Annotated in this window: 21 protein-coding genes; 17 read left to right on the top strand and 4 right to left on the bottom strand. The window is 67.1% G+C overall.

Going from position 1 to position 23,439, the window contains the following annotated elements; all coding sequences use genetic code 11:
- Nucleotides 1-79 precede the first annotated feature (79 nt).
- Together D3H54_RS12760 and fdxA are read left to right on the top strand one after the other, a co-directional pair.
- A complete protein-coding gene (locus D3H54_RS12760) occupies nucleotides 80-1,648 on the top strand; it encodes a phytoene desaturase family protein (protein ID WP_149379348.1) in 1,569 nt (522 codons plus the stop codon).
- Nucleotides 1,645-1,974 (top strand): ferredoxin, encoded by a 330-nt coding sequence (fdxA, locus tag D3H54_RS12765; RefSeq protein ID WP_149379349.1) that lies wholly within the window; start codon nucleotides 1,645-1,647, stop codon nucleotides 1,972-1,974. The genes D3H54_RS12760 and fdxA overlap by 4 nt, the downstream gene beginning before the upstream one ends.
- Here the strand turns inward: fdxA and D3H54_RS12770 are convergent.
- Nucleotides 1,971-3,302 carry an HNH endonuclease signature motif containing protein gene (locus D3H54_RS12770; RefSeq protein WP_149379350.1) on the bottom strand — a complete coding sequence of 444 codons (1,332 nt, stop codon included), beginning with the start codon at nucleotides 3,300-3,302 and terminating at the stop codon, nucleotides 1,971-1,973. The two genes, fdxA and D3H54_RS12770, sit on opposite strands and share 4 nt — an antisense overlap.
- 172 nt (nucleotides 3,303-3,474) lie before the next feature.
- Between D3H54_RS12770 and D3H54_RS12775 the strand changes: the two genes are divergently transcribed.
- Nucleotides 3,475-4,698, top strand: coding sequence for an integrase catalytic domain-containing protein (locus D3H54_RS12775; RefSeq protein WP_149379351.1), 1,224 nt, complete (start codon nucleotides 3,475-3,477; stop codon nucleotides 4,696-4,698).
- A gap of 71 nt (nucleotides 4,699-4,769) precedes the next feature.
- Here D3H54_RS12775 and D3H54_RS12780 read toward each other — a convergent pair whose 3' ends face one another.
- Nucleotides 4,770-6,350 carry an FMN-binding glutamate synthase family protein gene (locus tag D3H54_RS12780; protein ID WP_149379352.1) on the bottom strand — a complete coding sequence of 527 codons (1,581 nt, stop codon included), beginning with the start codon at nucleotides 6,348-6,350 and terminating at the stop codon, nucleotides 4,770-4,772.
- Between the two features lie 118 nt (nucleotides 6,351-6,468).
- Between D3H54_RS12780 and pheS the strand changes: the two genes are divergently transcribed.
- Genes pheS through D3H54_RS12845 form a run of 14 tightly spaced genes read left to right on the top strand, consistent with a single transcriptional unit; the run spans nucleotide 6,469 to nucleotide 20,206 of the window.
- On the top strand, nucleotides 6,469-7,512 hold the full coding sequence (pheS, locus tag D3H54_RS12785; RefSeq protein ID WP_168214847.1) for a phenylalanine--tRNA ligase subunit alpha: 1,044 nt from the start codon (nucleotides 6,469-6,471) through the stop codon (nucleotides 7,510-7,512).
- Nucleotides 7,512-10,007, top strand: coding sequence for a phenylalanine--tRNA ligase subunit beta (gene pheT / locus D3H54_RS12790; RefSeq protein ID WP_149379354.1), 2,496 nt, complete (start codon nucleotides 7,512-7,514; stop codon nucleotides 10,005-10,007). The genes pheS and pheT overlap by 1 nt, the downstream gene beginning before the upstream one ends.
- 53 nt (nucleotides 10,008-10,060) lie before the next feature.
- A complete protein-coding gene (argC, locus tag D3H54_RS12795) occupies nucleotides 10,061-11,110 on the top strand; it encodes an N-acetyl-gamma-glutamyl-phosphate reductase (RefSeq protein WP_149379355.1) in 1,050 nt (349 codons plus the stop codon).
- Nucleotides 11,111-11,145: 35 nt separating this feature from the next.
- Nucleotides 11,146-12,366 (top strand): bifunctional glutamate N-acetyltransferase/amino-acid acetyltransferase ArgJ, encoded by a 1,221-nt coding sequence (gene argJ, locus D3H54_RS12800; protein WP_149383507.1) that lies wholly within the window; start codon nucleotides 11,146-11,148, stop codon nucleotides 12,364-12,366.
- Nucleotides 12,363-13,232 carry an acetylglutamate kinase gene (gene argB / locus D3H54_RS12805; protein WP_149379356.1) on the top strand — a complete coding sequence of 290 codons (870 nt, stop codon included), beginning with the start codon at nucleotides 12,363-12,365 and terminating at the stop codon, nucleotides 13,230-13,232. Before argJ ends, argB begins: the two co-directional genes overlap by 4 nt.
- 23 nt (nucleotides 13,233-13,255) lie before the next feature.
- Nucleotides 13,256-14,434, top strand: coding sequence for an acetylornithine transaminase (locus D3H54_RS12810; RefSeq protein ID WP_149383508.1), 1,179 nt, complete (start codon nucleotides 13,256-13,258; stop codon nucleotides 14,432-14,434).
- Complete coding sequence (gene argF, locus D3H54_RS12815) at nucleotides 14,431-15,360, top strand: ornithine carbamoyltransferase (RefSeq protein WP_149379357.1); 930 nt, start codon at nucleotides 14,431-14,433, stop codon at nucleotides 15,358-15,360. Before D3H54_RS12810 ends, argF begins: the two co-directional genes overlap by 4 nt.
- Nucleotides 15,339-15,842 carry an arginine repressor gene (locus D3H54_RS12820; RefSeq protein ID WP_210419685.1) on the top strand — a complete coding sequence of 168 codons (504 nt, stop codon included), beginning with the start codon at nucleotides 15,339-15,341 and terminating at the stop codon, nucleotides 15,840-15,842. The genes argF and D3H54_RS12820 overlap by 22 nt, the downstream gene beginning before the upstream one ends.
- A gap of 39 nt (nucleotides 15,843-15,881) precedes the next feature.
- Nucleotides 15,882-17,090, top strand: coding sequence for an argininosuccinate synthase (locus D3H54_RS12825; protein ID WP_036344796.1), 1,209 nt, complete (start codon nucleotides 15,882-15,884; stop codon nucleotides 17,088-17,090).
- The gene (gene argH / locus D3H54_RS12830) at nucleotides 17,087-18,499 is read left to right on the top strand and encodes an argininosuccinate lyase (RefSeq protein ID WP_149379358.1); all 1,413 of its coding nucleotides are present in this window, start codon (nucleotides 17,087-17,089) and stop codon (nucleotides 18,497-18,499) included. Before D3H54_RS12825 ends, argH begins: the two co-directional genes overlap by 4 nt.
- A gap of 33 nt (nucleotides 18,500-18,532) precedes the next feature.
- A complete protein-coding gene (locus D3H54_RS12835; protein ID WP_149379359.1) occupies nucleotides 18,533-19,147 on the top strand; it encodes a hypothetical protein in 615 nt (204 codons plus the stop codon).
- Entirely contained in the window at nucleotides 19,144-19,698 is a 555-nt protein-coding gene (locus tag D3H54_RS12840; protein ID WP_149379360.1) for a hypothetical protein, read from the top strand. Before D3H54_RS12835 ends, D3H54_RS12840 begins: the two co-directional genes overlap by 4 nt.
- An 8-nt stretch (nucleotides 19,699-19,706) precedes the next feature.
- The gene (locus D3H54_RS31770; protein ID WP_286199223.1) at nucleotides 19,707-19,838 is read left to right on the top strand and encodes a hypothetical protein; all 132 of its coding nucleotides are present in this window, start codon (nucleotides 19,707-19,709) and stop codon (nucleotides 19,836-19,838) included.
- Nucleotides 19,835-20,206, top strand: coding sequence for a hypothetical protein (locus D3H54_RS12845; RefSeq protein WP_149379361.1), 372 nt, complete (start codon nucleotides 19,835-19,837; stop codon nucleotides 20,204-20,206). Before D3H54_RS31770 ends, D3H54_RS12845 begins: the two co-directional genes overlap by 4 nt.
- On the opposite strand, the gene D3H54_RS12850 is transcribed toward D3H54_RS12845, so the two are convergent.
- Nucleotides 20,184-21,497 carry a hypothetical protein gene (locus D3H54_RS12850; RefSeq protein ID WP_149379362.1) on the bottom strand — a complete coding sequence of 438 codons (1,314 nt, stop codon included), beginning with the start codon at nucleotides 21,495-21,497 and terminating at the stop codon, nucleotides 20,184-20,186. The two genes, D3H54_RS12845 and D3H54_RS12850, sit on opposite strands and share 23 nt — an antisense overlap.
- A gap of 30 nt (nucleotides 21,498-21,527) precedes the next feature.
- Entirely contained in the window at nucleotides 21,528-23,315 is a 1,788-nt protein-coding gene (locus tag D3H54_RS12855; RefSeq protein WP_149379363.1) for an ABC-F family ATP-binding cassette domain-containing protein, read from the bottom strand.
- Nucleotides 23,316-23,439 lie beyond the last annotated feature (124 nt).

Genomic DNA, 23,439 nt, shown 5'->3' on the forward strand with positions numbered 1-23,439 from the left:
TACGGCATTTTCGCACAATGTCTTTCGCAAATTCACAGCAGTTGTGACATCAGTTCCATCGAGTGAGGAGAAACCAACAATGACCGACTACGACGCGATCGTCATCGGGGCAGGTCACAACGGCCTGACCGCGGCGGCGGTCCTGCAGCAACGCGGCCTCCGGACGGTGGTGCTGGAACAGAACACCTATTCCGGCGGCATGGCGGCCACCGTGGAGTTGATCGACGGATTCCGTTACGAGATAGCCGGTTCCGTTCAGTTCCCGACAGCCCCGGAGGTCGCGGCGGCGTTGGAGCTGCACACGATTCCGCAGGTCCATTCTGAGGTTCAGTCCGTCAATCTCGGTGAGGCCGGCGAGGAGCCGATGATTCTGTACAGCGATCCGATGAAGTACATGACGCATCTGTCCGAGAGACACGGAACCGATGCGGTGCTGGGCATGGCCAAGATGCTCGAGTGGACCACGGGTCCCTCGCGGGCGCTGGGACGCTTCGAGGCGCGCACGCCACCGAAGACGCTCGATGAGATGTATGCCTGCGCGGCAAACGAATCCGAGCGGCGCGCCATTCACGAGATGCTGTTCGGCACCGCGATGGATGTCATCGACCGCAACTTCCCGGACAAGGACAAGTACGCCACGATCCGCGGGATGCTGGCGTTCCTGGCGATCAACTCCACCTATCGGGGTCCGTTCACACCGGGCAGCGCGACCTGTCTGGCGTTCGCGATGGGTGTGCCGGACATGGACGCCACGATGATGACGAAACTGGAGGGCGGCATCGGTGCCGTCTGCGATCACCTCAAGAATCTGTTCATCGACCGTGGCGGAGAAATCAGATATCGCACCAAGGTCGAGCAGATCCTCGTAGACAACGAGCGGGTGACCGGAGTTCGGCTGCGCGACGGATCGGTGCTGGCTGCACCCGTCGTGGTGTCCAACCTGTCGCCTGATCTGACGCTGATCGATCTGGTCGGAACGGATTACCTGCCCGGCAACTTGGTCGAGCGTCTGGCGGGCCGTGACCACCGCGCGACGTTCATCCAGATGCATTTCGCGCTGGACGGTCTGCCCGAGTTCGCCGCGCCGTACGAACTCCTCAACGAAGAGGGCATGCAGCAGTCGGTCGGGGTCTTCGGCACTCCCGAAGAACAGCAACGACAGTGGGAGATGGCGAGGGCCGGAATGCTGCCGGACAATCCTTCGTTCGGTATGCAGATTCCGTCCGTCAGCGATCCGTCCCTGGCGCCGCCGGGAAAGCACGCGGCCAGCGCCTACGCCTACGGGTTCCCCGTCGAGGCGCCCCGCGAACAGCACGGGCGGCTCAAACAGGAGATGGCCGAGACGGTGATCGACAAGATCTCGAAGTTCGCGCCGAATTTCCGCGACATCCAGATTCGGCACATCACGTTCGCGCCCTATCACATGCAGACGATGTTCGGTGCGCCCGACGGGGACTTCTGCCACGGTCTGCTGCACCCGGATCTGATGGGCCCGAACCGGCCGGGCCCCAAGGGATTCCTGGATATCCAGATCCCGATCCAGGGTCTGTATCTCGGCGGCGCCGGCTGCCACGGCGGGCCCGGCATCACCTTCGTCCCGGGATACAACGCGGCATATGCGGCCCTGGACGACCTGGCGGCGTCATGACCTACGTCATCGGCGAGCCGTGTGTGGACATCCGGGACAAGGCGTGTGTGGACGAATGCCCCGTCGACTGCATCTACGAGGGGGAGCGGATGCTGTACATCCATCCCGACGAGTGCGTCGACTGCGCGGCCTGTGAGCCGGTGTGTCCGGTCGAGGCGATCGTCTACATCGACGACGCCACCGACGACTGGCAGCCGTACGTGGCAGCCAATGCGGACTTCTTCGCCGATCTCGGATCGCCCGGCGGGGCACGCGGATTGGGCAGGCAGCCGTTCGACGCGCCGCTGGTGTCCCAGCTGCCGCGCAAGGATGTTGCCGAGCACTAGCCGCCTTCGCCGCTTCCGGGTAGGAAGCGTTCCGGGTGGTGGTAAGTGTTGGTGCCCGCCGTGAGTGGGAGTTGCGGCGGCGGTATCCATTCGGTGTCACCGTTGGCCAGTTTCCGGGTTCTCCAGCCGTGGTCGAGAAGCCGGTGATCGGGTCGGCAGACCAGGGTGAGTTTGTCGATATTGGTCAGACCACCGTCGGCCCATTCGTCGACGTGGTGGACTTCGGTGAGGTATCCGGGTGCATCGCAGCCGGGGCGGGTGCAGCCGCGTTCCTTGTTGTGCAGCATGATTCGCTGATCGGCCGAAGCCACCCGTTTGGTGCGGCCCAGCCATAAGGCCTGTCCGTTCACCCCGTCGAACAGGGCGAGGTAATGGTAGGCGTGGCTGGCCATCCGGATGAGGTCCGGCATGGGTAGCAGCGTGCCGGTAGCGGTGACAGCATGTCCGGTTTTGGCGTGGAGGTCTTGGAGCGTGGCCGACGCGATTACCGTGACCGGCAACCCGTTGTGCTGTCCCAATTTCGGATCGCCGAGCTGACCACGGACCAGCGCAGTCAACGCATCGTGTTGGCGTTGGCCGTGGCTGCGGCGGTCGCGTTCGGCCGTCTCCTCGGTCGGGGTGATGGTCGGCGATTGATCTGCTGGATTGCACACTCCGGGTGCGGCGAACTTGGTGAACCAGGCATCCAGCATGGACCGCAACTGGGGATCGGCGACCAGCCGGCCCACACTCATGCCGTCGACGCCCTGCCCACCGCACCAGACGAATCCGCGCTTGCGAGCCCGATCGTCATCGGAGAACGTGCCGTCGGGGTTCAGATGTAACGCCAGCCGCAGCGCGATCTTCTCCAATTGATCGGGTCGCATCGTCTGCGCGTGCTCGGCGAGTGTGCGTTCGGCCTTCTCCACCTCCACCGCGGGGACGTGGTCGGGCAGGTCGCGGAAGAACTTCTGGATCACCCGCAGATGCTCGCCATCCAACTGTCCGGCGTGCCAGCCCGCGGCGGTGTCCGGCAGCAGCGGCGGCAGCGGCTGGCCGGTCAACGCCCGCCGCGGCGCCACCTGCTCGGCATCGCGGATCCGGCGTTTGGCCTCCCGCGGGCTGATCCGCAACACATCGGCGAGGGTGATCGGTACCGGGGGACACCCCTCGAACTGCTCCAACCGCCCCACCACCGCATGCGACACCGCAACCTGACGGCGACGGGCGGTCTCCAACCGCTGCAGCACCTGGAACCGATCCGGCGGTGACAACACATCGAGATCGACCGCGGCCAACGCCTCGACCACATCGTCGAGTGCCTCCAGCACCGAGTCGATCGAACTCATACATCGAACACTAGTTCGAACCACCGACAAAAACCCGACGCCACAACCGCGCGTTGACTCATCTGAAATGCGCGCGAAGGGCGGCGAATTCGTTGTTCGTTGCCTCACTGAAAATGCGCGCGTGCGGCGTGCCTAGGTGAACGGTCAGCAATGTCGTCGGTAGGCCCGGGTGATGGGGTTGACGTTGGCCGAACGCAGGGCGGTAACCGAGGCGATTGCGGTTCGCTATGTGCGAGCCGACAAGCGGGCCAAGGGCGTGATTCTCGATGAGTTGTGTGCCACGACCGGCTGGCATCGCAATCACGCCCGTAAGGCGCTTATGGCGGCGTTGACGCCGAAAGTCGCGGCCTCGCAGAGGCCGCGACCAGTGAAGTACGGGCCAGAGGTCATTGCCGCGCTGACGGTGTGCTGGACGGTGCTGGGGATGCCGGCCGGCAAGCGATTGGCGCCGATGTTGGGCGAATTGGTGGCGGTGTTGCGCCATTTTCAGGAGTTGGTCATCGATGACCAGACTGCAGCGTTGGTGGTGTCGATGTCGGCGGCCACCATCGATCGACGGTTGGCTCCCGAACGGCGCAAACACCAGCTCAGGGGGCGTGCCACCACGAAGCCAGGGTCGCTGCTCAAGAGTCAGATCCCGGTCAGAACCTGGGCCGACTGGCAGGACGACCGGCCCGGTTTCGTCGAGATCGATTTGGTCTCCCACGACGGAGGCTGCGCCTGGGGTCAGTTCGCCTTCACGTTGACCGTGACCGATATCTGCACCGGGTGGACCGAGAACCGCTCCATTCCCAGCAAGGCGGCGACATGTGTCTTCCGCGCACTCAAAGTCATCGTTGAACGGATGCCATTCCCGATCCTGGGGGTGGACTCCGACAACGGAGCCGAGTTCATCAACACCCACCTACTGCAATGGTGCGTGGACAACGAGATCACCTTCACCCGGGCGCGGCCGGGCAATAAGAACGACGGCTGTCACGTCGAACAGAAGAACTGGGCGGTGGTCCGCACGGTGGTGGGCTATCACCGCTACACAACAGCGTCAGAGATGTTGTTGCTCAACGAGATATGGCAGTTGCAGTCCCAACTCACCAACTACTATCACCCGCAGCAGAAACTGGTATCGAAGGTCCGTCACGGTGCGAAGGTCACCAAGAAGCACGACGAGGCAGCCACTCCGTTTCGGCGCTTGATCAACCACCCGTCCATGGTCGACGAAGACCGGATCCTCGCGCTGACACTAGCCCAAAGCAACATCAACCCCGCCGCAATCCAACGCCGGATTCACGCATTGACCAACCAACTCCTCATCTTGACCACCAGCAAACCGGGAGACAGCGTCAACAAACGCGCACTCATACACAAGGCAGCCAAAACTCCTACGCGCGCATCTTGACATGAGGCAACAGGACCGACCTGTGGATGAACGCGGAACTGTGGAAAACCCTCAGCGCATTGGTAATTCCGCTAGCGGAACTCCTCGGCGGAGGCCTCGATCCAGTCCGACCGCCACGACTCCGGTGGATCGTCGAGCAGCTCCCCGGGCATCAGCCAGTCGTAGATCTCGGCGTAGGTACGGGTGCGCTGACCCTCGATGCGGCGGTTGAGCATCGAGGGCTCCAGCTCGTCGAATCCGTTGAGCCCCATCGAGGCGACGATCTGGGCAGCGCTGGCCACCGTGGCGCGTTGGAAGTTGACCACCCGCTCGGTCTTGTCGGGAACATAGAGCGCACGGGCCCTCGCCTTGTCCTGGGTGGCCACACCGGTCGGGCATCTGTTGGTGTTGCACTTCATCGCCTGAATGCACCCGATCGCGAACATCATCGCCCGGGCGGACATCGTGAAATCCGCACCCTGGCAGATGCGGCTGACGATGTCGACCCCGCTGGCGACCTTGCCCGAGGCCCCGATCCTGATGTGGCGGCGCAGCCCCGTCCCGACCAGGGCGTTGTGCACCAGCATCAGCCCCTCGGTCAGGGGCATGCCGACGTGGTCCTCGAATTCCTGTGGCGCCGCACCGGTTCCGCCCTCAGACCCGTCGACGATGATGAAGTCCGGGGTGATTCCCGTGTGCAGCATTGCCTTGCAGATCGACAGGAATTCGGTGCGCGCACCGATGCACAGCTTGAATCCGATCGGTTTACCACCGGAGAGGCTTCGCAGCGTCGCGATGAAATGCAGCATCTCCAGCGGGGTCCTGAACGCGGTGTGCGCCGGCGGGGACACCACCGTCTGCCCGATCGGCACACCACGGGTGGCGGCGATCTCCGCACTCACCTTGGCTCCGGGCAGCACCCCGCCGAGGCCGGGTTTGGCGCCCTGGGACAGCTTGATCGAGATAGCTTTCACCGTCGGCCAGGCCGCCTTCTCCTCGAACAGCGCGGCGTCGAAGTGCCCGTCGGCGTCGCGGCATCCGAAGTACCCGGAGCCGATCTCCCAGATCAGGTCCCCGCCGTGCTTGAGGTGATAGGGGCTGATGCCGCCCTCGCCGGTGTCGTGGGCGAATCCGCCGCGGGCGGCGCCGCCGTTAAGGGCCTCGATCGCATTGCCCGACAGTGCACCGAAGCTCATCGCCGAGACGTTCAACAACGCGATGTCGTACGGCCGGGTGCAGTCCGGACCGCCGAGCCGCACCCGGGGCGCCAGTTCGGATGCGAAGTGGGCCCGCAGGGAATGGCGGAGGAATTCGTAGCCCAGCGCGTTGACGTCCCGTTCGGTGCCGAACGGCTCATCGCTCTTGGTGCCCTTCGCTCGTTCGTAGACCATGTCGCGGGTCTCCCGGTCGAACGGACTGGCCTCGGTGTTCGACTCGATGAAGTACTGCCTGATCTCGGGGCGCATCGCCTCGGCCAGCCAGCGCGCGTGCGCGAGCACCGGGTAGGAGCGCAGGAGGGTGTGCCGGGTCTGCAGCAGGTCCCAGGTGCCCAATGCCGCGATCGCGCCCAACGGGGCGGCGATCAGCCACCACCAGGGACCGAAGGCCAGCGCGAGCCCCGCGGCGGCCAGCGCCACCACCCACAGGGACGTGACGGCGAGGGCTCTGAGCATCGGGCTCCCTTAGGGTGAAATGCCTGCGGGGCGTCATTCTGGCATCACCTATGATCGGCACTTGCGTCACATCCGTGGCGGAAATAAGCCCAGCTGCGAAAAAGGAGTGTCTTGCCGCGTGGGTGAGCAACCCGTCGACTTGTCGCAGGAATCGCTGACGGAGGCCGTCAGCGCGGCCCGGCGTGCCTTCGAGGAGGCCGCCGACCTGGATGCGCTGGCCCGCGCGAAGACCGATCACCTCGGTGACCGCGCGCCGCTGGCACTGGCCCGCCAGGCACTGGCAACGCTGCCCAAGGCCGACCGCGCCGAGGCAGGAAAGCTGGTGAACGTCGCCCGCGGCGATGCCCAGCGCAGCTACGACGAGCGACTGGCGGTGCTGCGCGCCGAACGTGACGCGGCAGTCCTGGTGGCCGAGGCCATCGATGTCACGCTGCCCTCGACACGGCAGCCCGTCGGGGCGCGGCACCCGATCACCATCCTGGCCGAGCACGTCGCCGACACCTTCATTGCGATGGGCTGGGAGCTGGCCGAAGGTCCCGAGGTCGAAACCGAGCAATTCAACTTCGACGCGCTGAACTTTCCGCCCGACCATCCGGCCCGCAGCGAGTCCGACACGTTCCACATCGCTCCGGAGGGGTCGCGCCAACTACTGCGCACCCACACCTCCCCGGTCCAGGTGCGCACGCTGCTCGCCCGCGAGCTGCCGGTCTACATCGTGTCGATCGGGCGCACGTTCCGCACCGACGAACTGGACTCCACCCACACCCCGGTCTTCCACCAGGTGGAGGGGCTCGCTGTCGATCGCGGGCTGACGATGGCCCACCTGCGCGGCACGCTGGACGCGTTCGCCCGCTCCGAGTTCGGCGAAGGCGCCCGCACCCGGATGCGGCCGCACTTCTTCCCGTTCACCGAGCCGTCGGCCGAGGTGGACATCTGGTTCCCGAACAAGAAGGGCGGCCCGGGCTGGGTCGAGTGGGGTGGCTGCGGCATGGTCAATCCGAACGTGTTGCGCGCCGCGGGTATTGACCCGGAGGTCTACTCGGGCTTCGCATTCGGGATGGGCCTCGAGCGCACCCTGCAGTTCCGCAACGGCATCCCCGACATGCGCGACATGGTCGAAGGCGATGTGCGGTTCTCGTTGCCGTTCGGGGTCGGCGTCTGATGCGCCTTCCCTACAGCTGGCTGCGTGAGGTCGTGCAGCGTGGCGCACCCGAGTGGGATGTCGAGCCGCAGGACCTGGAACACGCCCTCATCCGCGTCGGCCACGAGGTCGAGGACATCATCACCCTCGGCCCGGTGAGCGGTCCGCTGACCGTCGGGCGGGTCACCGCCATCGAAGAACTCACCGAGTTCAAAAAGCCCATCCGGGCGTGCAAGGTCGATGTGGGCGAAGCCGAGGATCGCGATATCGTCTGCGGTGCAACGAACTTCGCGGTGGGTGACCTTGTCGTCGTCGCGCTGCCCGGTACCACCCTTCCGGGTGACTTCCACATCGCCAGCCGTAAGACCTACGGCCGCCTCTCCGACGGCATGATCTGCTCGACGGCCGAATTGGGTTTGGGCGCCGATCATTCCGGCATTCTCGTACTGCCGCCGGACACCGCCGAACCCGGCGCGGACGGAATTGCCGTGCTCGGACTCGACGATGTGATCTTCGACCTGGCGGTGACGCCGGACCGTGGTTACGGCATGTCGGTGCGCGGCATCGCCCGCGAAATCGCCTGTGCCTACGATCTGCCCTTCGACGACCCGGCCGACGTTGCGCCGCTGCCCGCCGAGGGTGTGGCGCTGCCGGTCACCGTCGAACCCGGCACCGGCGTCAGCCGTTTCGCGTTGCGGCCGGTCACTGGCATCAATCCGAATGCAGTGTCGCCGTGGTGGTTACGTCGGCGGCTGATGCTCTCGGGTATCCGGCCCATCTCGCCGGCCGTCGACGTCACCAACTACGTGATGCTCGAGCTCGGCCACCCGATGCACGCACACGACCGCAGCCGCATCAACGGCGAATTCGTGGTCCGGTTCGCCAAGCCGGGGGAGACGGTCGTCACGCTCGACGACATCGAACGCAAACTCGACTCGGCCGACGTGCTGATCGTCGACGATGTCGCGACGGCGGCCATCGGCGGTGTGATGGGCGCGGGCACCACCGAGATCGACGACGACTCCACCGACATCCTGCTGGAAGCCGCGGTCTGGGATCCGGCCGCGGTGTCACGAACGATCCGCCGCCTGCACCTGGTCAGCGAGGCAGGCCGGCGCTACGAACGCTCGGTCGACCCCGCCATCTCCGTTGCCGCGGTCGATCGGTGCGCCCGGCTGCTCGCCTCGATCGCCGGCGGCGCCATCGAACCCACCCTCACCGACTGGCGCGGGGACCCGCCGCGCGACGACTGGTCCCCGCCGCCGGTGCGGATCCGTTTCGATCTGCCCGATCAGCTGGCCGGGGTGGAATACGAGGGCGGAGCCACGGTCAAGCGGTTGACCCAGATCGGCGCCGAGGTGACCGAGGACGACGCCGATCCGGCCATCCTCATCGTGACCCCGCCGAGCTGGCGCCCGGATCTGGCGCAGCCGGCCGACCTGGTCGAGGAAGTGCTGCGGTTGGAAGGCCTGGACAAGATCCCGTCGGTACTGCCCACGGCACCCGCCGGTCGCGGCCTGACCGCGGGGCAGAAGCGGCGACGGGCGGTCGGCAAGGCGCTGGGTCTGTCCGGCTATGTCGAGGTGCTGCCCACTCCGTTCCTGCCCGCCGGCGTCTTCGACCAGTGGGGCCTGCCGGACCGCGATCCGCGCCGGGTCACCACCACGGTGCTCAACCCGCTGGAGGCCGACCGGCCCAGCCTGGCCACCACGCTGCTGCCGGCTCTACTGGAAGCGCTGTCCCGCAACGTGTCTCGAGGCTTCGGAGATGTCGCGCTGTTCTCCATCGCGCAGGTGGTGTACCCCACCGACCAGACCAAGGGCGTCGAGCTGATCCCGACGCACCGCAGGCCGAGCGACGAGGAGATCGCGGCGCTGGACGCGTCTCTGCCCAGTCAGCCGGTGCACGTCGGTGCGGTGTTGACCGGTCTGCGCGAGCCTCGCGGACCCTGGGGTCCCGGGCGTGCGGTGGAGGCCGCCGACGCCTTCGAGGCGGTACGGATCATCGCCCGTGCATGCGGTGTCGACGTGACGTTGCGCGCCGCGCAGTACCTGCCGTGGCATCCCGGCCGTTGCGCTGAGGTTCTGGTCGACGGGCAGGTGGTCGGCCATGCCGGGCAGCTGCATCCGTCGGTCATCGAGCGGTCCGGGTTGCCGAAGGGCACCTGCGCACTCGAACTCGACCTGGATGCCGTGCCCATCGTCCAGACGCTGCCCGCCCCGCGGGTATCGCCGTTCCCGGCGGTGTTCCAGGACGTCAGCCTGGTCGTCGCCGGTGACGTCGCCGCGGCGGCGGTGGTCGACGCCGTCCGTGACGGAGCCGGGGAGCTGCTGGAGGACGTTGCGCTGTTCGACGTCTACACCGGGCCGCAGATCGGCGCCGACCGCAAGTCGCTGACTCTGGCGCTGCGCTTCCGGGCGCCGGACCGGACGTTGACCGAGGATGAGGCCAGCGCCGCCCGGGATGCGGCGGTGGCCGCGGCCGCCGAGCGCGTCGGCGCCGAGCTCAGGGCCTGATTCCGCGCTGCGCGGGCCGGCCCTGGAATGAATTTGCATACGGCTGCATAACCATGCAGAATCGCGGGATGACTTCGGTGGCGATTGCCGGCGCCAGCGGCTACGCCGGCGGTGAGATCCTGCGTTTGTTGCTCGGACACCCGGCCTATGCGGACGGCCGTCTGACCATTGGCGCGCTGACCGCCGCCGCCAGCGCGGGCACTCAGTTGTCCGAGCATCACCCGCACCTGTTGCCGCTGGCCGGCCGGATACTCGAACCCACCGAGACCGAGCTCCTCGCCGGCCACGACGTGGTGTTCCTGGCCCTGCCGCACGGCCATTCCGCAGCGTTGGCCGAGCAACTCGGCGATGACACCGTAATCATCGACTGTGGCGCCGACTTCCGGCTCACCGACGCCGACGACTGGCAGCGGTTCTACGGCTCGGAGCACGCGGGTAGCTGGCCCTACGGGCTGCCCGAACTGCCCGGCGGGCGGGACCGTCTGCGGGACGCCACCCGAATCGCGGTACCGGGCTGCTATCCGACCGCCGCGCTGCTCGCGTTGCTGCCCGCGGTCGCCGCGGACCTGGTCGAGCCTGCGGTCACCGTGGTGGCGGTCAGCGGCACCTCGGGCGCGGGCCGCGCCGCCAAGGTCGACCTGCTGGGCTCCGAGGTCATCGGGTCGGCGCGCGCGTACAACATCGCCGGTGCGCACCGGCACACCCCGGAGATCGCGCAGGGCCTGCGCGCCGTGACCGACCGTGACGTCACCGTCTCGTTCACTCCGGTGTTGATCCCGACGTCGCGCGGCATTCTGGCCACCTGCACCGCCCGCACCCAGGCGTCGGTGTCCGAGATCCGCGCGGCCTACGAAAAGGCCTATGACGCCGAACCGTTCATCCATCTGCTGCCCGAAGGGCAGTTGCCCCGCACCGGTGCGGTGATCGGCAGCAACGCCGCCCAGCTGGCGGTGGCGGTCGACGCCGACGCCGGCGTGCTGGTCGCGGTGTGCGCCATCGACAACTTGGTGAAGGGCACCGCCGGTGCGGCGGTGCAGTCGATGAACCTGGCGCTCGGCTGGGGCGAGACCGAAGGACTGTCGATCGTGGGAGTGGCGCCGTGACGCGTATCGGAGGGCAGGAGCGAAGCGACTCGGGAATGAACATCGATCAGACCAAACTGGTGCGGACGCAGGGGGTTACCGCGCCTGCCGGGTTCCGCGCGACCGGAATCGCGGCCGGTATCAAGAAATCCGGTGCGCTCGACCTGGCGCTGGTGTTGAACGAAGGTCCCGACTACGCGGCCGCCGGGGTGTTCACCCGCAACCAGGTCAAGGCAGCCCCGGTGCTGTGGAGCCAGCAGGTTCTCACCACCGGCCGGTTGCGTGCGGTGTTGCTGAACTCCGGCGGCGCCAACGCCTGCACCGGAGCGGCGGGTTTCCAGGACACCCACGCCACCGCTGAGGCCGTCGCCGCAGCGCTGTCGCAGTGGGGCACCGAGACCGGACCCGTCGAGGTCGCGGTCTGTTCGACGGGGCTGATCGGCGATCGGCTACCGATGGACAAGGTGCTGGCCGGTGTCACCGAGATCGTCCACGAACTCGGCGGTGGGCTGACCGGCGGTGAGGAAGCCGCGCGGGCCATCATGACCACCGATACCGTGCCGAAACAGGTTGCCCTGCACCATGCCCCGGAAACAGGGGAGAACTGGACCGTCGGCGGGATGGCCAAGGGCGCCGGCATGCTGGCCCCGTCCTTGGCGACGATGCTGGTGGTGCTGACCACCGACGCGGTGGCTGACGCCGCCGCACTCGACACCGCGTTGCGCCGGGCCACCGCCAAGACCTTCGACCGCCTCGACGTCGACGGCAGCTGCTCGACCAATGACACGGTGCTGCTGCTGGCCTCGGGTGCCAGCGAGATCGCGCCCAGCCAGGACGATTTGGACGCGGCCGTGCTGCGGGTGTGTGACGACCTCTGCGCGCAACTGCAGGCCGACGCCGAAGGCGTCACCAAGCGCATCGCGATCACCGTCACCGGGGCGCCCAATGACGACGACGCGGTGACCGCGGGCCGGATCATCGCGCGCGACAGCCTGGTCAAGACGGCGTTGTTCGGCTCCGACCCGAACTGGGGGCGGGTGCTCGCCGCGGTCGGGATGGTGCCGTTCGAGATCGACGCCCAACGGATCACCGTGTCATTCAACGGTTTCCCGGTGTGCGTCGACGGGGCCGGCGCGCAGGGAGCCCGCGACGTGAACCTGGCGGGCGCGGACATCGAGGTGACAGTCGACCTCAAGCTCGGGAACGGGCACGCGACCATCCGCACCACCGACCTGTCACACGCGTACGTCGAGGAGAATTCGGCCTACAGCTCATGACCGCGACCGTGAACACCAAGGCGGCGATCCTCGCCGAGGCGCTGCCGTGGCTCAAGCAGCTGAACGACAAGATCGTCGTCATCAAGTACGGCGGCAACGCGATGACCGACGACCGGCTCAAGGCGGCTTTTGCCGACGATATGGTGTTCCTGCGCAACGCCGGTATTCACCCGGTCGTGGTACACGGCGGCGGTCCGCAGATCAGCGCGATGCTCAAGAAGCTGGGCATCGAAGGCGAATTCAAGGGCGGGTTTCGGGTCACCACCCCCGAGGTGCTCGACATCGCGCGCATGGTGCTGTTCGGTCAGGTCGGCCGCGAGCTGGTGAACCTCATCAACGCCCATGGCCCGTACGCGGTCGGCATCACCGGAGAGGACGCCCATTTGCTCACGGCGGTGCGACGCGGGGTCACCGTGGACGGTGTTCTCACCGACATCGGCCTGGTGGGCGACATCGATCACGTCAATTCCGCCGCCGTCCTGGATCTCATTGCCGCCGGACGTATTCCGGTGATCTCGACCATCGCGCCGGACGCCGACGGTGTGGTGCACAACATCAACGCCGACACCGCCGCTGCCGCGGTGGCCAAAGCCCTGGGCGCCGAGAAGCTGCTGATGCTCACCGACGTCGAAGGCCTCTACACCCGGTGGCCCGACCGGGATTCGCTGGTCAGCCAGATCGACACCGTCACCCTGGCCGAGATGCTGCCGACCTTGGAGACCGGGATGATCCCCAAGATCGAAGCCTGCCTGCGGGCCGTGGAGGGTGGAGTACCCAGCGCGCACGTGATCGACGGACGGGTCGAACATTGTGTGCTGGTCGAACTGTTCACCGACGAAGGCACCGGCACGAAAGTGGTTCCATGAGCGGCGGGCAGGAGCGAAGCGACATGGGGAAGCGACACAGCCTGATTGAGCGTTGGTCCGACGTCATGATGGACAACTACGGCACCCCGCCGCTGGCATTGGCCAGCGGCGACGGCGCCGTCGTCACCGATGAGAACGGGAAGACCTACCTCGATCTGCTCGGCGGCATCGCGGTCAACATCCTCGGCCACCGCCACCCGGCGATCATCGATGCGGTCACCACCCAGTTGAACACCCTGGGCCACACCTCGAATCTGTATGCCACCGAGCCTGGCATCGCGCTGGCCGAGGCGCTGGTCGACCTGCTCGGCGCGCCGGCGCGGGCGTTCTTCTGCAACTCCGGCACCGAGGCCAACGAGGTCGCCTTCAAGATCACCCGGCTGACCGGTCGCACGAAACTCGTTGCCGCCCAGAACGCTTTCCATGGCCGCACGATGGGCTCGCTCGCGTTGACCGGCCAGCCCGCCAAGCAGGCGCCGTTCGAACCGCTGCCCGGCTTCGTCACTCACGTTCCCTACGGCGATGTCGATTCGCTCGCAGCAGCCGTCGATTCGGACACCGCGGCGGTGTTCCTGGAACCCATCATGGGTGAGGGTGGCGTGGTGGTGCCGCCCGAGGGCTATCTGGCCGCCGCGCGCGAGATCACCAGCCGCCACGGCGCGCTGCTGGTGCTCGACGAGGTGCAGACCGGCGTCGGGCGCACCGGGGCCTTCTATGCCCACCAGCACGACGGCATCACCCCCGACATCGTCACGCTGGCAAAGGGACTCGGCGGCGGGCTGCCGATCGGGGCGTGCCTGGCCATCGGCCCCACCGCCGACCTGTTGACCCCTGGGCTGCACGGCAGCACCTTCGGAGGCAACCCGGTGTGCACCGCGGCCGCGCTGGCAGTGCTCAAGGTGCTTGCCCAAGAAGACCTGGTGACCCGCGCCGACGTCCTCGGCAAGACGCTGAGCCACGGCATCGAGGCGCTGGACCATCCGCTGGTCGACCATGTCCGCGGTCGGGGTCTGTTGCGCGGTGTGGTGCTGACCGCGCCGCAGGGCAAGATCGTCGAAACCGCCGCCCGTGACGCCGGTTTCCTGGTCAACGCCGCCGCACCCGACGTGGTGCGACTGGCCCCGCCGCTGATCATCAGCGAAGCGCAGATCGACAGTTTCCTTCATGCACTACCCGCGATCCTGGATGAGGCGGCCCGATGAGCACCCTGAGGCATTTCCTGCGTGACGACGACCTGAATCAGCAGGAGCAGGCCGAGATCCTGGAACTGGCAGCCGTTCTCAAGAAAGACCCGATGAGCCGGCGCCCGCTGGAGGGCCCGCGCGGGGTGGCGGTGATCTTCGACAAGAACTCCACCCGCACCCGGTTCTCATTCGAGGTGGGCATCGCCCAGCTCGGCGGGCACGCCGTGGTGGTGGACGGCCGTGCCACCCAGTTGGGCCGGGAAGAAACCCTCGAGGACACCGGTCGGGTGCTGTCCCGCTACGTGGACGCGATCGTCTGGCGCACCTTCGCTCAGCAGCGGCTGAACGCAATGGCCTCCGCGGCAACTGTTCCGGTGGTCAACGCATTGTCCGACGAGTTCCACCCGTGTCAGGTGCTGGCGGACCTGCAGACGCTGGTTGAACGCAAGGGCTCGCTGAACGGCCTGCGGATGACCTACTTCGGGGACGGCGCCAACAACATGGCGCACTCCCTGATGCTTGGCGGCGTGACCGCAGGCATCCACGTCACGATCGCCGCGCCGGCCGGATTCGAACCGCACCCGATGTTCGTGGCCGCCGCCGAACACCGCGGCAGGCAGACCGGCGCCACCGTCACGCTCACGACCGATGCGGTCGCCGGGGCCAAGGGCGCTGACGTCCTGGTCACCGACACCTGGACGTCGATGGGGCAGGAGAACGACGGCCTCGACCGGGTTGTGCCGTTCCGGCCCTTTCAGCTCAACGCCGGCCTGCTCGACCACGCCGACTCCGATGCCGTTGTGCTGCACTGCCTGCCGGCCCACCGGGGACACGAGATCACCGACGGGGTGATCGACGGTCCACACAGTGCGGTGTGGGACGAGGCCGAGAACCGGCTGCACGCCCAGAAAGCTCTGCTGGTGTGGTTGTTGGAGAACAAGTGACCAGCGAGGTCAGCACCACACGAGCCGGGCGGCAGGCCCGGATCGTGGCGCTGCTGTCCGCGCAGTCGGTGCACAGCCAGAGTGAACTCGCCGCGCTGTTGGCCGACGAGGGCATCGAGGTCACCCAGGCCACTTTGTCGCGCGACCTCGAGGAGCTGGGGGCGGTCAAGCTGCGCGGCGCCGACGGCGGAAGCGGCGTCTACGTCGTGCCCGAGGACGGCAGCCCGGTGCGGGGGATATCCGGCGGCACCGAGCGGGTGTCCCGGCTGCTCGGTGATCTACTGGTGTCCACCGACGCCAGTGGCAACCTGGCCGTGCTGCGCACCCCGCCCGGTGCGGCGCACTACCTGGCCAGCGCGATCGACCGGGCGGCACTACCTGACGTCGTCGGCACCGTCGCCGGCGACGACACCATCCTGGTGGTGGCCCGCGAGCCGATGACCGGCGCGCAACTGGCCACCATGTTCGAGACCATCCACTAGACCCGCTTCAACTAGATCCCAAAGGCAAAGGAGCACTTCATGTCCGAACGCGTCATCTTGGCGTATTCCGGCGGCCTGGACACCTCGGTGGCCATCAGCTGGATCGGCAAGGAGACCGGCAAGGAGGTGGTGGCCGTCGCCATCGACCTCGGCCAGGGCGGCGAGGACATGGAGGTCGTTCGCCAGCGTGCCCTGGACTGCGGTGCCGTCGAAGCCGTCGTGGTCGATGCCCGCGACGAGTTCGCCGAGCAGTACTGCCTTCCGGCCATCAAGTCCAACGCCCTGTACATGGATCGCTACCCGCTGGTGTCGGCGCTGAGCCGGCCGCTGATCGTCAAGCATCTGGTGACCGCGGCCCGCGAACACCGCGGTGGCATCGTCGCGCACGGCTGCACCGGCAAGGGCAACGACCAGGTCCGCTTCGAGGTCGGATTCGCTTCGCTGGCGCCGGATCTCGAGGTGCTGGCCCCGGTCCGGGACTATGCCTGGACTCGGGAGAAGGCGATCGCGTTCGCCGAGGAGAACGCCATCCCGATCAACGTCACCAAGCGCTCGCCGTTCTCCATCGACCAGAACGTGTGGGGCCGCGCGGTGGAAACCGGCTTCCTGGAACACCTCTGGAACGCGCCGACCAAGGACGTCTACGACTACACCGAAGACCCGACGCTGAACTGGAGCACCCCCGACGAGGTGATCGTCGGCTTCGAGAAGGGGGTGCCGGTCTCCATCGATGGACGCGGCGTTTCCGTTCTACAGGCCATCGAGGAACTCAACCGCCGGGCCGGCGCCCAGGGGGTCGGTCGCCTCGACGTCGTCGAGGACCGGCTGGTCGGCATCAAGAGCCGCGAGATCTACGAAGCCCCGGGCGCGATGGTGCTGATCACCGCCCACACCGAACTGGAGCACGTCACGCTGGAGCGTGAACTCGGCCGGTTCAAGCGCACCACCGATCGCAAGTGGAGCGAGCTGGTGTACGACGGCCTGTGGTTCTCGCCGCTGAAGCGCTCCCTGGAGGCCTTCGTCGCCGACACCCAACAGCATGTGACCGGCGAGATCCGGATGGTGTTGCACGGCGGGCACATCGCGGTCAACGGCCGGCGCAGCCCCACGTCGCTGTACGACTTCAACCTCGCCACCTACGACGAGGGCGACACCTTCGACCAGTCGTCGGCCAAGGGATTCGTCCACGTGCACGGGTTGTCGTCGAAGATCGCCGCCCGCCGGGACTTGGCAGGCAATCAGACGTGAGCACCAACGAGGGCTCGTTGTGGGGCGGCCGCTTCGCAGACGGGCCGGCGCCCGCCCTGGCGGCGCTGAGCAAGTCCACCCACTTCGACTGGGTGCTGGCGCCCTACGACGTGGCCGCCTCCAAGGCACACGCCAAGGTGCTGCACACCGCTGGCCTGCTGACCGACGAGCAGCGCGACGGGTTGCTCGCCGGCCTGGACAGTCTGGGAAACGATGTCGCCGACGGCAGCTTCATCCCGCTGGTCACCGACGAGGACGTGCACGGGGCACTTGAGCGCGGCCTGATCGACCGGGTCGGTCCGGATCTCGGTGGCCGGCTGCGGGCGGGACGGTCGCGAAACGACCAGGTGGCCACCCTGTTTCGGATGTGGCTGCGGGACGCGATGCGGCGCATCGCCGACCTCGCGCTCGAGGTGGTGTCCGCCTTGTCGATGCAGGCCGCCGCTCACCCGACGGCGATCATGCCGGGCAAGACTCACCTGCAGGCCGCGCAACCGGTACTGCTGGCCCACCATCTGCTGGCGCACGCCCATCCGTTGCTGCGTGATGTCGACCGCATCGCCGACTTCGACGACCGCACCGCGGTATCGCCGTACGGTTCGGGCGCCCTCGCCGGCTCGTCGCTGGGATTGGATCCCGACGCCATCGCCGAGGAGCTGGGATTCGCTGCCGCAGCGGATAATTCGATCGACGCCACGGCCTCTCGTGACTTCGCCGCCGAGGCTGCCTTCGTGCTGGCGATGATCGGAGTCGACCTGTCCCGGCTTGCCGAGGACATCATCCTCTGGAGCACAACAGAATTCGGCTATGCGACGCTGCACGACGCCTGGTCCACGGGCAGTTCAATCATGCCGCAGAAGAAGAACCCGGACATCGCCGAACTCGCCCGTGGCAAGTCGGGCCGGTTGATCGGTAACCTGACCGGCCTGCTGGCCACCCTGAAGGCTCAGCCCCTGGCCTACAACCGGGACCTGCAGGAAGACAAGGAGCCGGTGTTCGACTCGGTGGCTCAACTCGAACTCGTGCTGCCCGCGATGGCCGGACTGGTCGCGACTCTGCGATTCGACACCGACCGGATGGCCGCACTCGCGCCGGCCGGCTACACCCTGGCCACCGACGTCGCCGAGTGGCTGGTGCGTCGCGGGGTGCCGTTCCGGGTGGCCCACGAGGCGGCAGGTGCGGCCGTGCGGACCGCCGAGAGCCGCGGCGTTGGCCTCGACGAGCTCACCGATGCGGAACTGGCTGAGATCAGCGGCGAGCTGACCCCGGAGGTGCGTGGCGTGCTGACCGTCGAGGGATCGGTGTCCTCCCGCGACGCCCGCGGTGGCACCGCGCCGACGCAGGTGGCCGCCCAGCTCAGTGTGGTGCGGGACAGTGTCGAGAACCTGCGGCTGCGTCTGCGGCGGTAGCGCACTGCCGGCGACCCATTACGATCGCCAGATATGGGGGGAGCGCCGGACACGGCCGCCGCACCGCGGCGGGGCGTTCGTGGCTGGTTGGCCGGCCTCAGTCTGAGCCAGATCGGTCAGCTGCTGACCGTCGTCATCCTGGCCGGCACCGCGTTGTTCGGTGGGCTCGACACTGTTGACTCGGCCGTCACCGAGTTTGCACCCGGTGACGAGTTCAGCGACAACGCATTCACCGTCACGCTCGAGCGCGCAACCCTGGTGGACGAACTGCGGGCGGGCACCACGCTCATCGCACCGAAGACGCCCGGCCGGACGTATCTGGGCATCGTCATGAAGATCCGCAACGACGGCACGGTCCCGGCGTATCTCGATGACGAGATCGACCTCCGCGACCAGCCGCAGAAGCGTTTTTACGGCGTCATCCGGCTGACCGACGGCACCCCGGTTCCGAGCCTCGGCCCAGGTTTGACCGAAGAAGTCGGCGTGCTCTGGACATTGCCCCGGAACGCGCTGCGCCCGGGTGATTCCGTGACCGTCCGGATCTGGAAGAAGAAATTCACCGAGCTCATGGTGACCTACGGCAAGACGTGGGTGGACAGCGAGACCGAATACGGCCAGGCGACAATTCCGGTGCGGGGTAAGCAATGAGCCGTCGCAGTGTGGTCGCGGCCGCGGCAACCGTGGTCGCGATCGCGTTGGCGACCCTGGTGTGGTTGCACCTGCCCGCCAACACGACCATCTATGCGCCGTTTGATGTTCATGCGGGCATCGCCAGCCGGGCCGTCGGCCAGAATCTGTCGGCAACCGTCACACACGCCGCGATGACCCCGACCGTCACGGCACAACAATCCCGGAAACCGTATGCGGCAGCGGGTGTCTGGGTGGTGGCGCTGACGACGCTCGAAGCTTCCCGGGAGCCGGTGTTGCCGCACGCCGACCTGCTGGTCGGCCCCAACACCTACGCGCCGACGACTCAGCTGTTGTCGGGTGCGGATCTGGTGCAACCCGGGATCGCTCAACAGCGCACCTGGGCGTTCGACGTGCCGCCCGATCTCCTGAAAACGGTCCCTTCGGTGGTGATGCGGCTCTGGGGAGGCGACGGTCGACTCGACTCACGGTTGGTGATCGACATCCCGCTCGCCGGTGTCGACCGGCCGGGTTCGATCGTCGTACCACCGTCGAAACTGGGGGCGCAATGAAGCTGCCCATGCCACGAAAACTGTGGCAGCGCAATGCCGTGGCGATGGTCGTCGTGGTCGCGGCTATCGCGGTCCTGGTTGTTGTCGACTTGTGGCCGGACTGGTCACGGTACCGAGACACCGTTCCCCGCCACACGTGATCGCCGCCGGGCGCAGCGGTACGGTCGACGGCCAAACCTGGTCGATATCGGAGGTTCGCCACCTCGACCGGACACCCGGACCGGGTGCTCGGCCGCTACCCAAAGGCACTGTCCTGCAGGTGGTGTCGATCGCCCGATCCAACGCCCGGGCCGGCGACCTGTGCACCGGTGTGATCACCGACGGCGCCCGGCGTTGGCAGGCCGAAGGCATCGGCGGTTACACCGCCGCCTTACCGGACAACGTCTCCGACCGCTGCACCAGGCCCGGTCCCGTTCAGTTCAGTTTCCTGCTTCCGCAGGACGTGGTGCCCACCGCCGTCGACGTGACGAACCTCGACGGCCGGATCAGGCTGCGGCTGCAGCTGTAGGCGACGCCTCGGGTTCGGGATCACGCGAGACGTGCTCGATGCAGTACGCGAATGTGCTGGCAACCAAACAGATCCGCAGCGGTTCCACGATGAGATGCGACACCAGGCTCAGCGTGCCGCCGAAGCCCTGCCAGAAGGGTTGGGGATGAGGGCCGATGACCCAGGCGACGCCGCGGAGGAGGTAGCCGTCACCGAGTTGTGCCCGGTAGAAACTTCCCGTCATGTCGAGCCACGCCAGTCCGAGGTAGCCCAGCACGTACAGCGTCAACGCCAGGACACCGCCGTGCAGCACGATGCGCGCCGAGTCGGTGATGGGCCGGAACTTGCCGACCTGATCCACCCCGTAGTCGACGACCTTCTCGCGGACGGCTTTCGGGACGACGCGCACGCGTTTCTGAAGGCGCTTACCGGTGGGCGCCGAGCGGTCGATCCAGGTGGTCGCGCGCTGACCGCCGATGCGCTGCACCACACTGCGCCAATCGGCTGTCGAGGTGACGCCGTACACGATGCCCGCCACGGCGAGCCAGATCAGCGGCACGGCGGCACCGCCGAACGCGGTACGCAGTGCCCACGTGACGACATCCCACACCTTCTCCAGCGGGGAGAAGTAGGAGAACGCGTCGGCGCGAGTATTGCTCAGCCACACCATCACTCGCCGGTGCGCAACCCAGTCCCCGGGCTTGGTGAGCAGGGTGAGACCCTGGTTGACCGAGAAGCTGAGCACCAGGAACACCCAAAGTGCGTCGACGTACAGTCGCACCGCCACCAACCAGGACGGCAACCGGTCCTTGACCTTGCTCAGCACCGTGCGCAGCACCAGGGCCGCGCCGATGAGCAGCCAGGCGCTCGCGCCCACGGGAAGTTCGGCGGGGTGCAGATCGGTGGGCGGCCCGCCCGCGACGGCCGCCATCATCGCCTCGCCGACGCGGTACTGCAGCGCACGCTGCTCGAACGCCAACCAGTCCTCGCGAAACATCTGCCATGCCAGATAGATCGCGAAGAACGGGACGACGATGGTGGAGAACAGGTCGATCCGCCGGGCCGGTCGGCGCCCGAGCGTCGCAAGCACCGGGAAAGCCGGGCGCAGCACCAGGAACATCGCCACGTAGGAGCCCAGCCGCGCCATCCCGGCCAGCGGCATGATCAGCGACGCCCACCACTGGTTGTCGTGGCCGGCCCAGGCAGCCCATTCGATGGCGCCGCGGCGGCCCAGCACGCCGAGCAGGTACAAGGCTGCCAGTTGCGGCCAGTACCGCGCGAAGACGCGCAACGGCCGCAGCAGGTAGCGCATGGCTGACATCTTACGAAGCGTCCCGTTGATTCACTCGAGTTGTTCCGAAAGTTCCAGCCAGCGCGCCTCTGCCGCGGCGACGGCGTCTTCAAGTGCGCGCAATTCTGTTGTCAGACGGCCGATTTCGACGTGGTCGGACTGATCGTGCGCGGCCAGCTCGGCGTGCATCGCGGTGATGCGGCCGTCGAGTTTGGCCAATGACCGCTCGATCGAGGTGATCTCCTTCTGCACGCTGCGTAGTTCGGCACCCGACAGCGCTTCAGACGAGGGTGCCGAGCCGGATCGGGTGGGCGAGCCAGGAGTCGCTGCGGCCGGTTGTGCCTTCGCCAGCCGCAGGTACTCGTCCACGCCGCCCGGAAGGTGTCGCAGCCGCCCGCCGAGTATCGCGTACTGCTGATCGGTGACGCGCTCGAGCAGGTAGCGGTCATGGGATACAACGATCAGGGTGCCCGGCCAGGAGTCCAGCAGATCCTCGGTGGCCGCCAACATATCGGTGTCGACATCATTGGTGGGCTCGTCGAGGATCAGCACGTTCGGCTCGGACAGAATCGTGAGCAACAGCTGGAGCCGACGTCGCTGGCCACCGGAGAGTTCCCCGACCCGCGCGGACAGGTGTTCGCGGCGGAAGCCGAGCCGTTCCAGCAGCTGAGCCGGCGTGACGTCCTTGCCGTCGACCTGAAAGTCGGTCTGCAGCTGGGCAAGAACTTCGCGGACCATATCGCCCTCGAGGCCGGCCAAGATGCCAGCCTGTTGGTCGAGCATCGCCAGCTTGACGGTCTTGCCGCGCTTGACCCTGCCGCTGTCGGGGGTGACCGTGCCTGCGATCAGGCCGAGCAGCGTCGACTTGCCTGCACCGTTTGCGCCGAGGATGCCGGTGCGCTCACCGGGCGCGATCCGCCACTCGATATCGCGCAGCACCTGTCGGTCGTCGTAGGTCACCCCGACGTCGATGAGGTCGACGACCTCTTTGCCCAGCCGGGCGGTCGCCAGTTTGGCGAGTTCGATCGGGTTGCGCAGCGGCGGCACGTCTTCGATCAGCTGGTTGGCGGCCTCGATGCGGAACTTCGGTTTGGACGTCCGCGCGGGCGCCCCGCGCCGTAGCCAGGCCAGCTCCTTCTTCATCAGGTTCTGGCGCTTGGCCTCGACCGTCGCGGCCTGCCGATCCCGTTCGACCCGCTGCAGAATGTAGGCCGCGTAGCCGCCGTCGAACGGTTCGACGATTCCGTCGTGAACCTCCCACGTGGTCAGGGCTACCTCGTCGAGGAACCACCGATCGTGGGTCACGACGAGCAGCCCGCCGCCGGTGCGGGCCCACCGCGTCTTGAGGTGCCCGGCCAGCCAGGTGATGCCCTCGACGTCGAGGTGGTTGGTGGGCTCGTCGAGCGCGATCACATCCCAGTCGCCCATCAGCAACCGGGCCAACTGGACGCGGCGGCGCTGACCGCCGGACAGCGTCGACACCAGCGCATCCCACCCGATGTCCGCGACCAGGCCACCGACGACATCGCGGACCTTGGGGTCACCGGCCCACTCGTGATCAGCCAGATCGCCGACCAGAACGTGCCCGACCGTGCTGGCGCCGTCCAGCGTGTCGGATTGGTCGAGTGCGCCCACCTGGACGCCCGTCCGACGGGTCACCCGCCCCGAATTCGGTGTCAGTTGCCCGGTCAGCATGCTCAACAGGCTCGATTTGCCGTCGCCGTTGCGGCCCACGATGCCGATGCGGTCGCCTTCGTTGACTCCGACGGTCACGGAGTCGAAGACCACCTGAGTCGGGAATTGCAGGTGTAGGGCTTCAGCTCCGAGCAGGTGTGCCACTGGCATGAGGCTACTGGGGAGAACTCAAAGCGACGGGACGCGGATCGGCCTTATGCCATGATGTGCTGGCTGTCGGGGCCTTACGCAGCAGCGATGTGGGACAGGGGAGAGCCGTGGATCTGAA

Source organism: Mycobacterium sp. ELW1 (assembly GCF_008329905.1).
In the GTDB taxonomy this organism is placed as follows: Bacteria; Actinomycetota; Actinomycetes; order Mycobacteriales; family Mycobacteriaceae; genus Mycobacterium.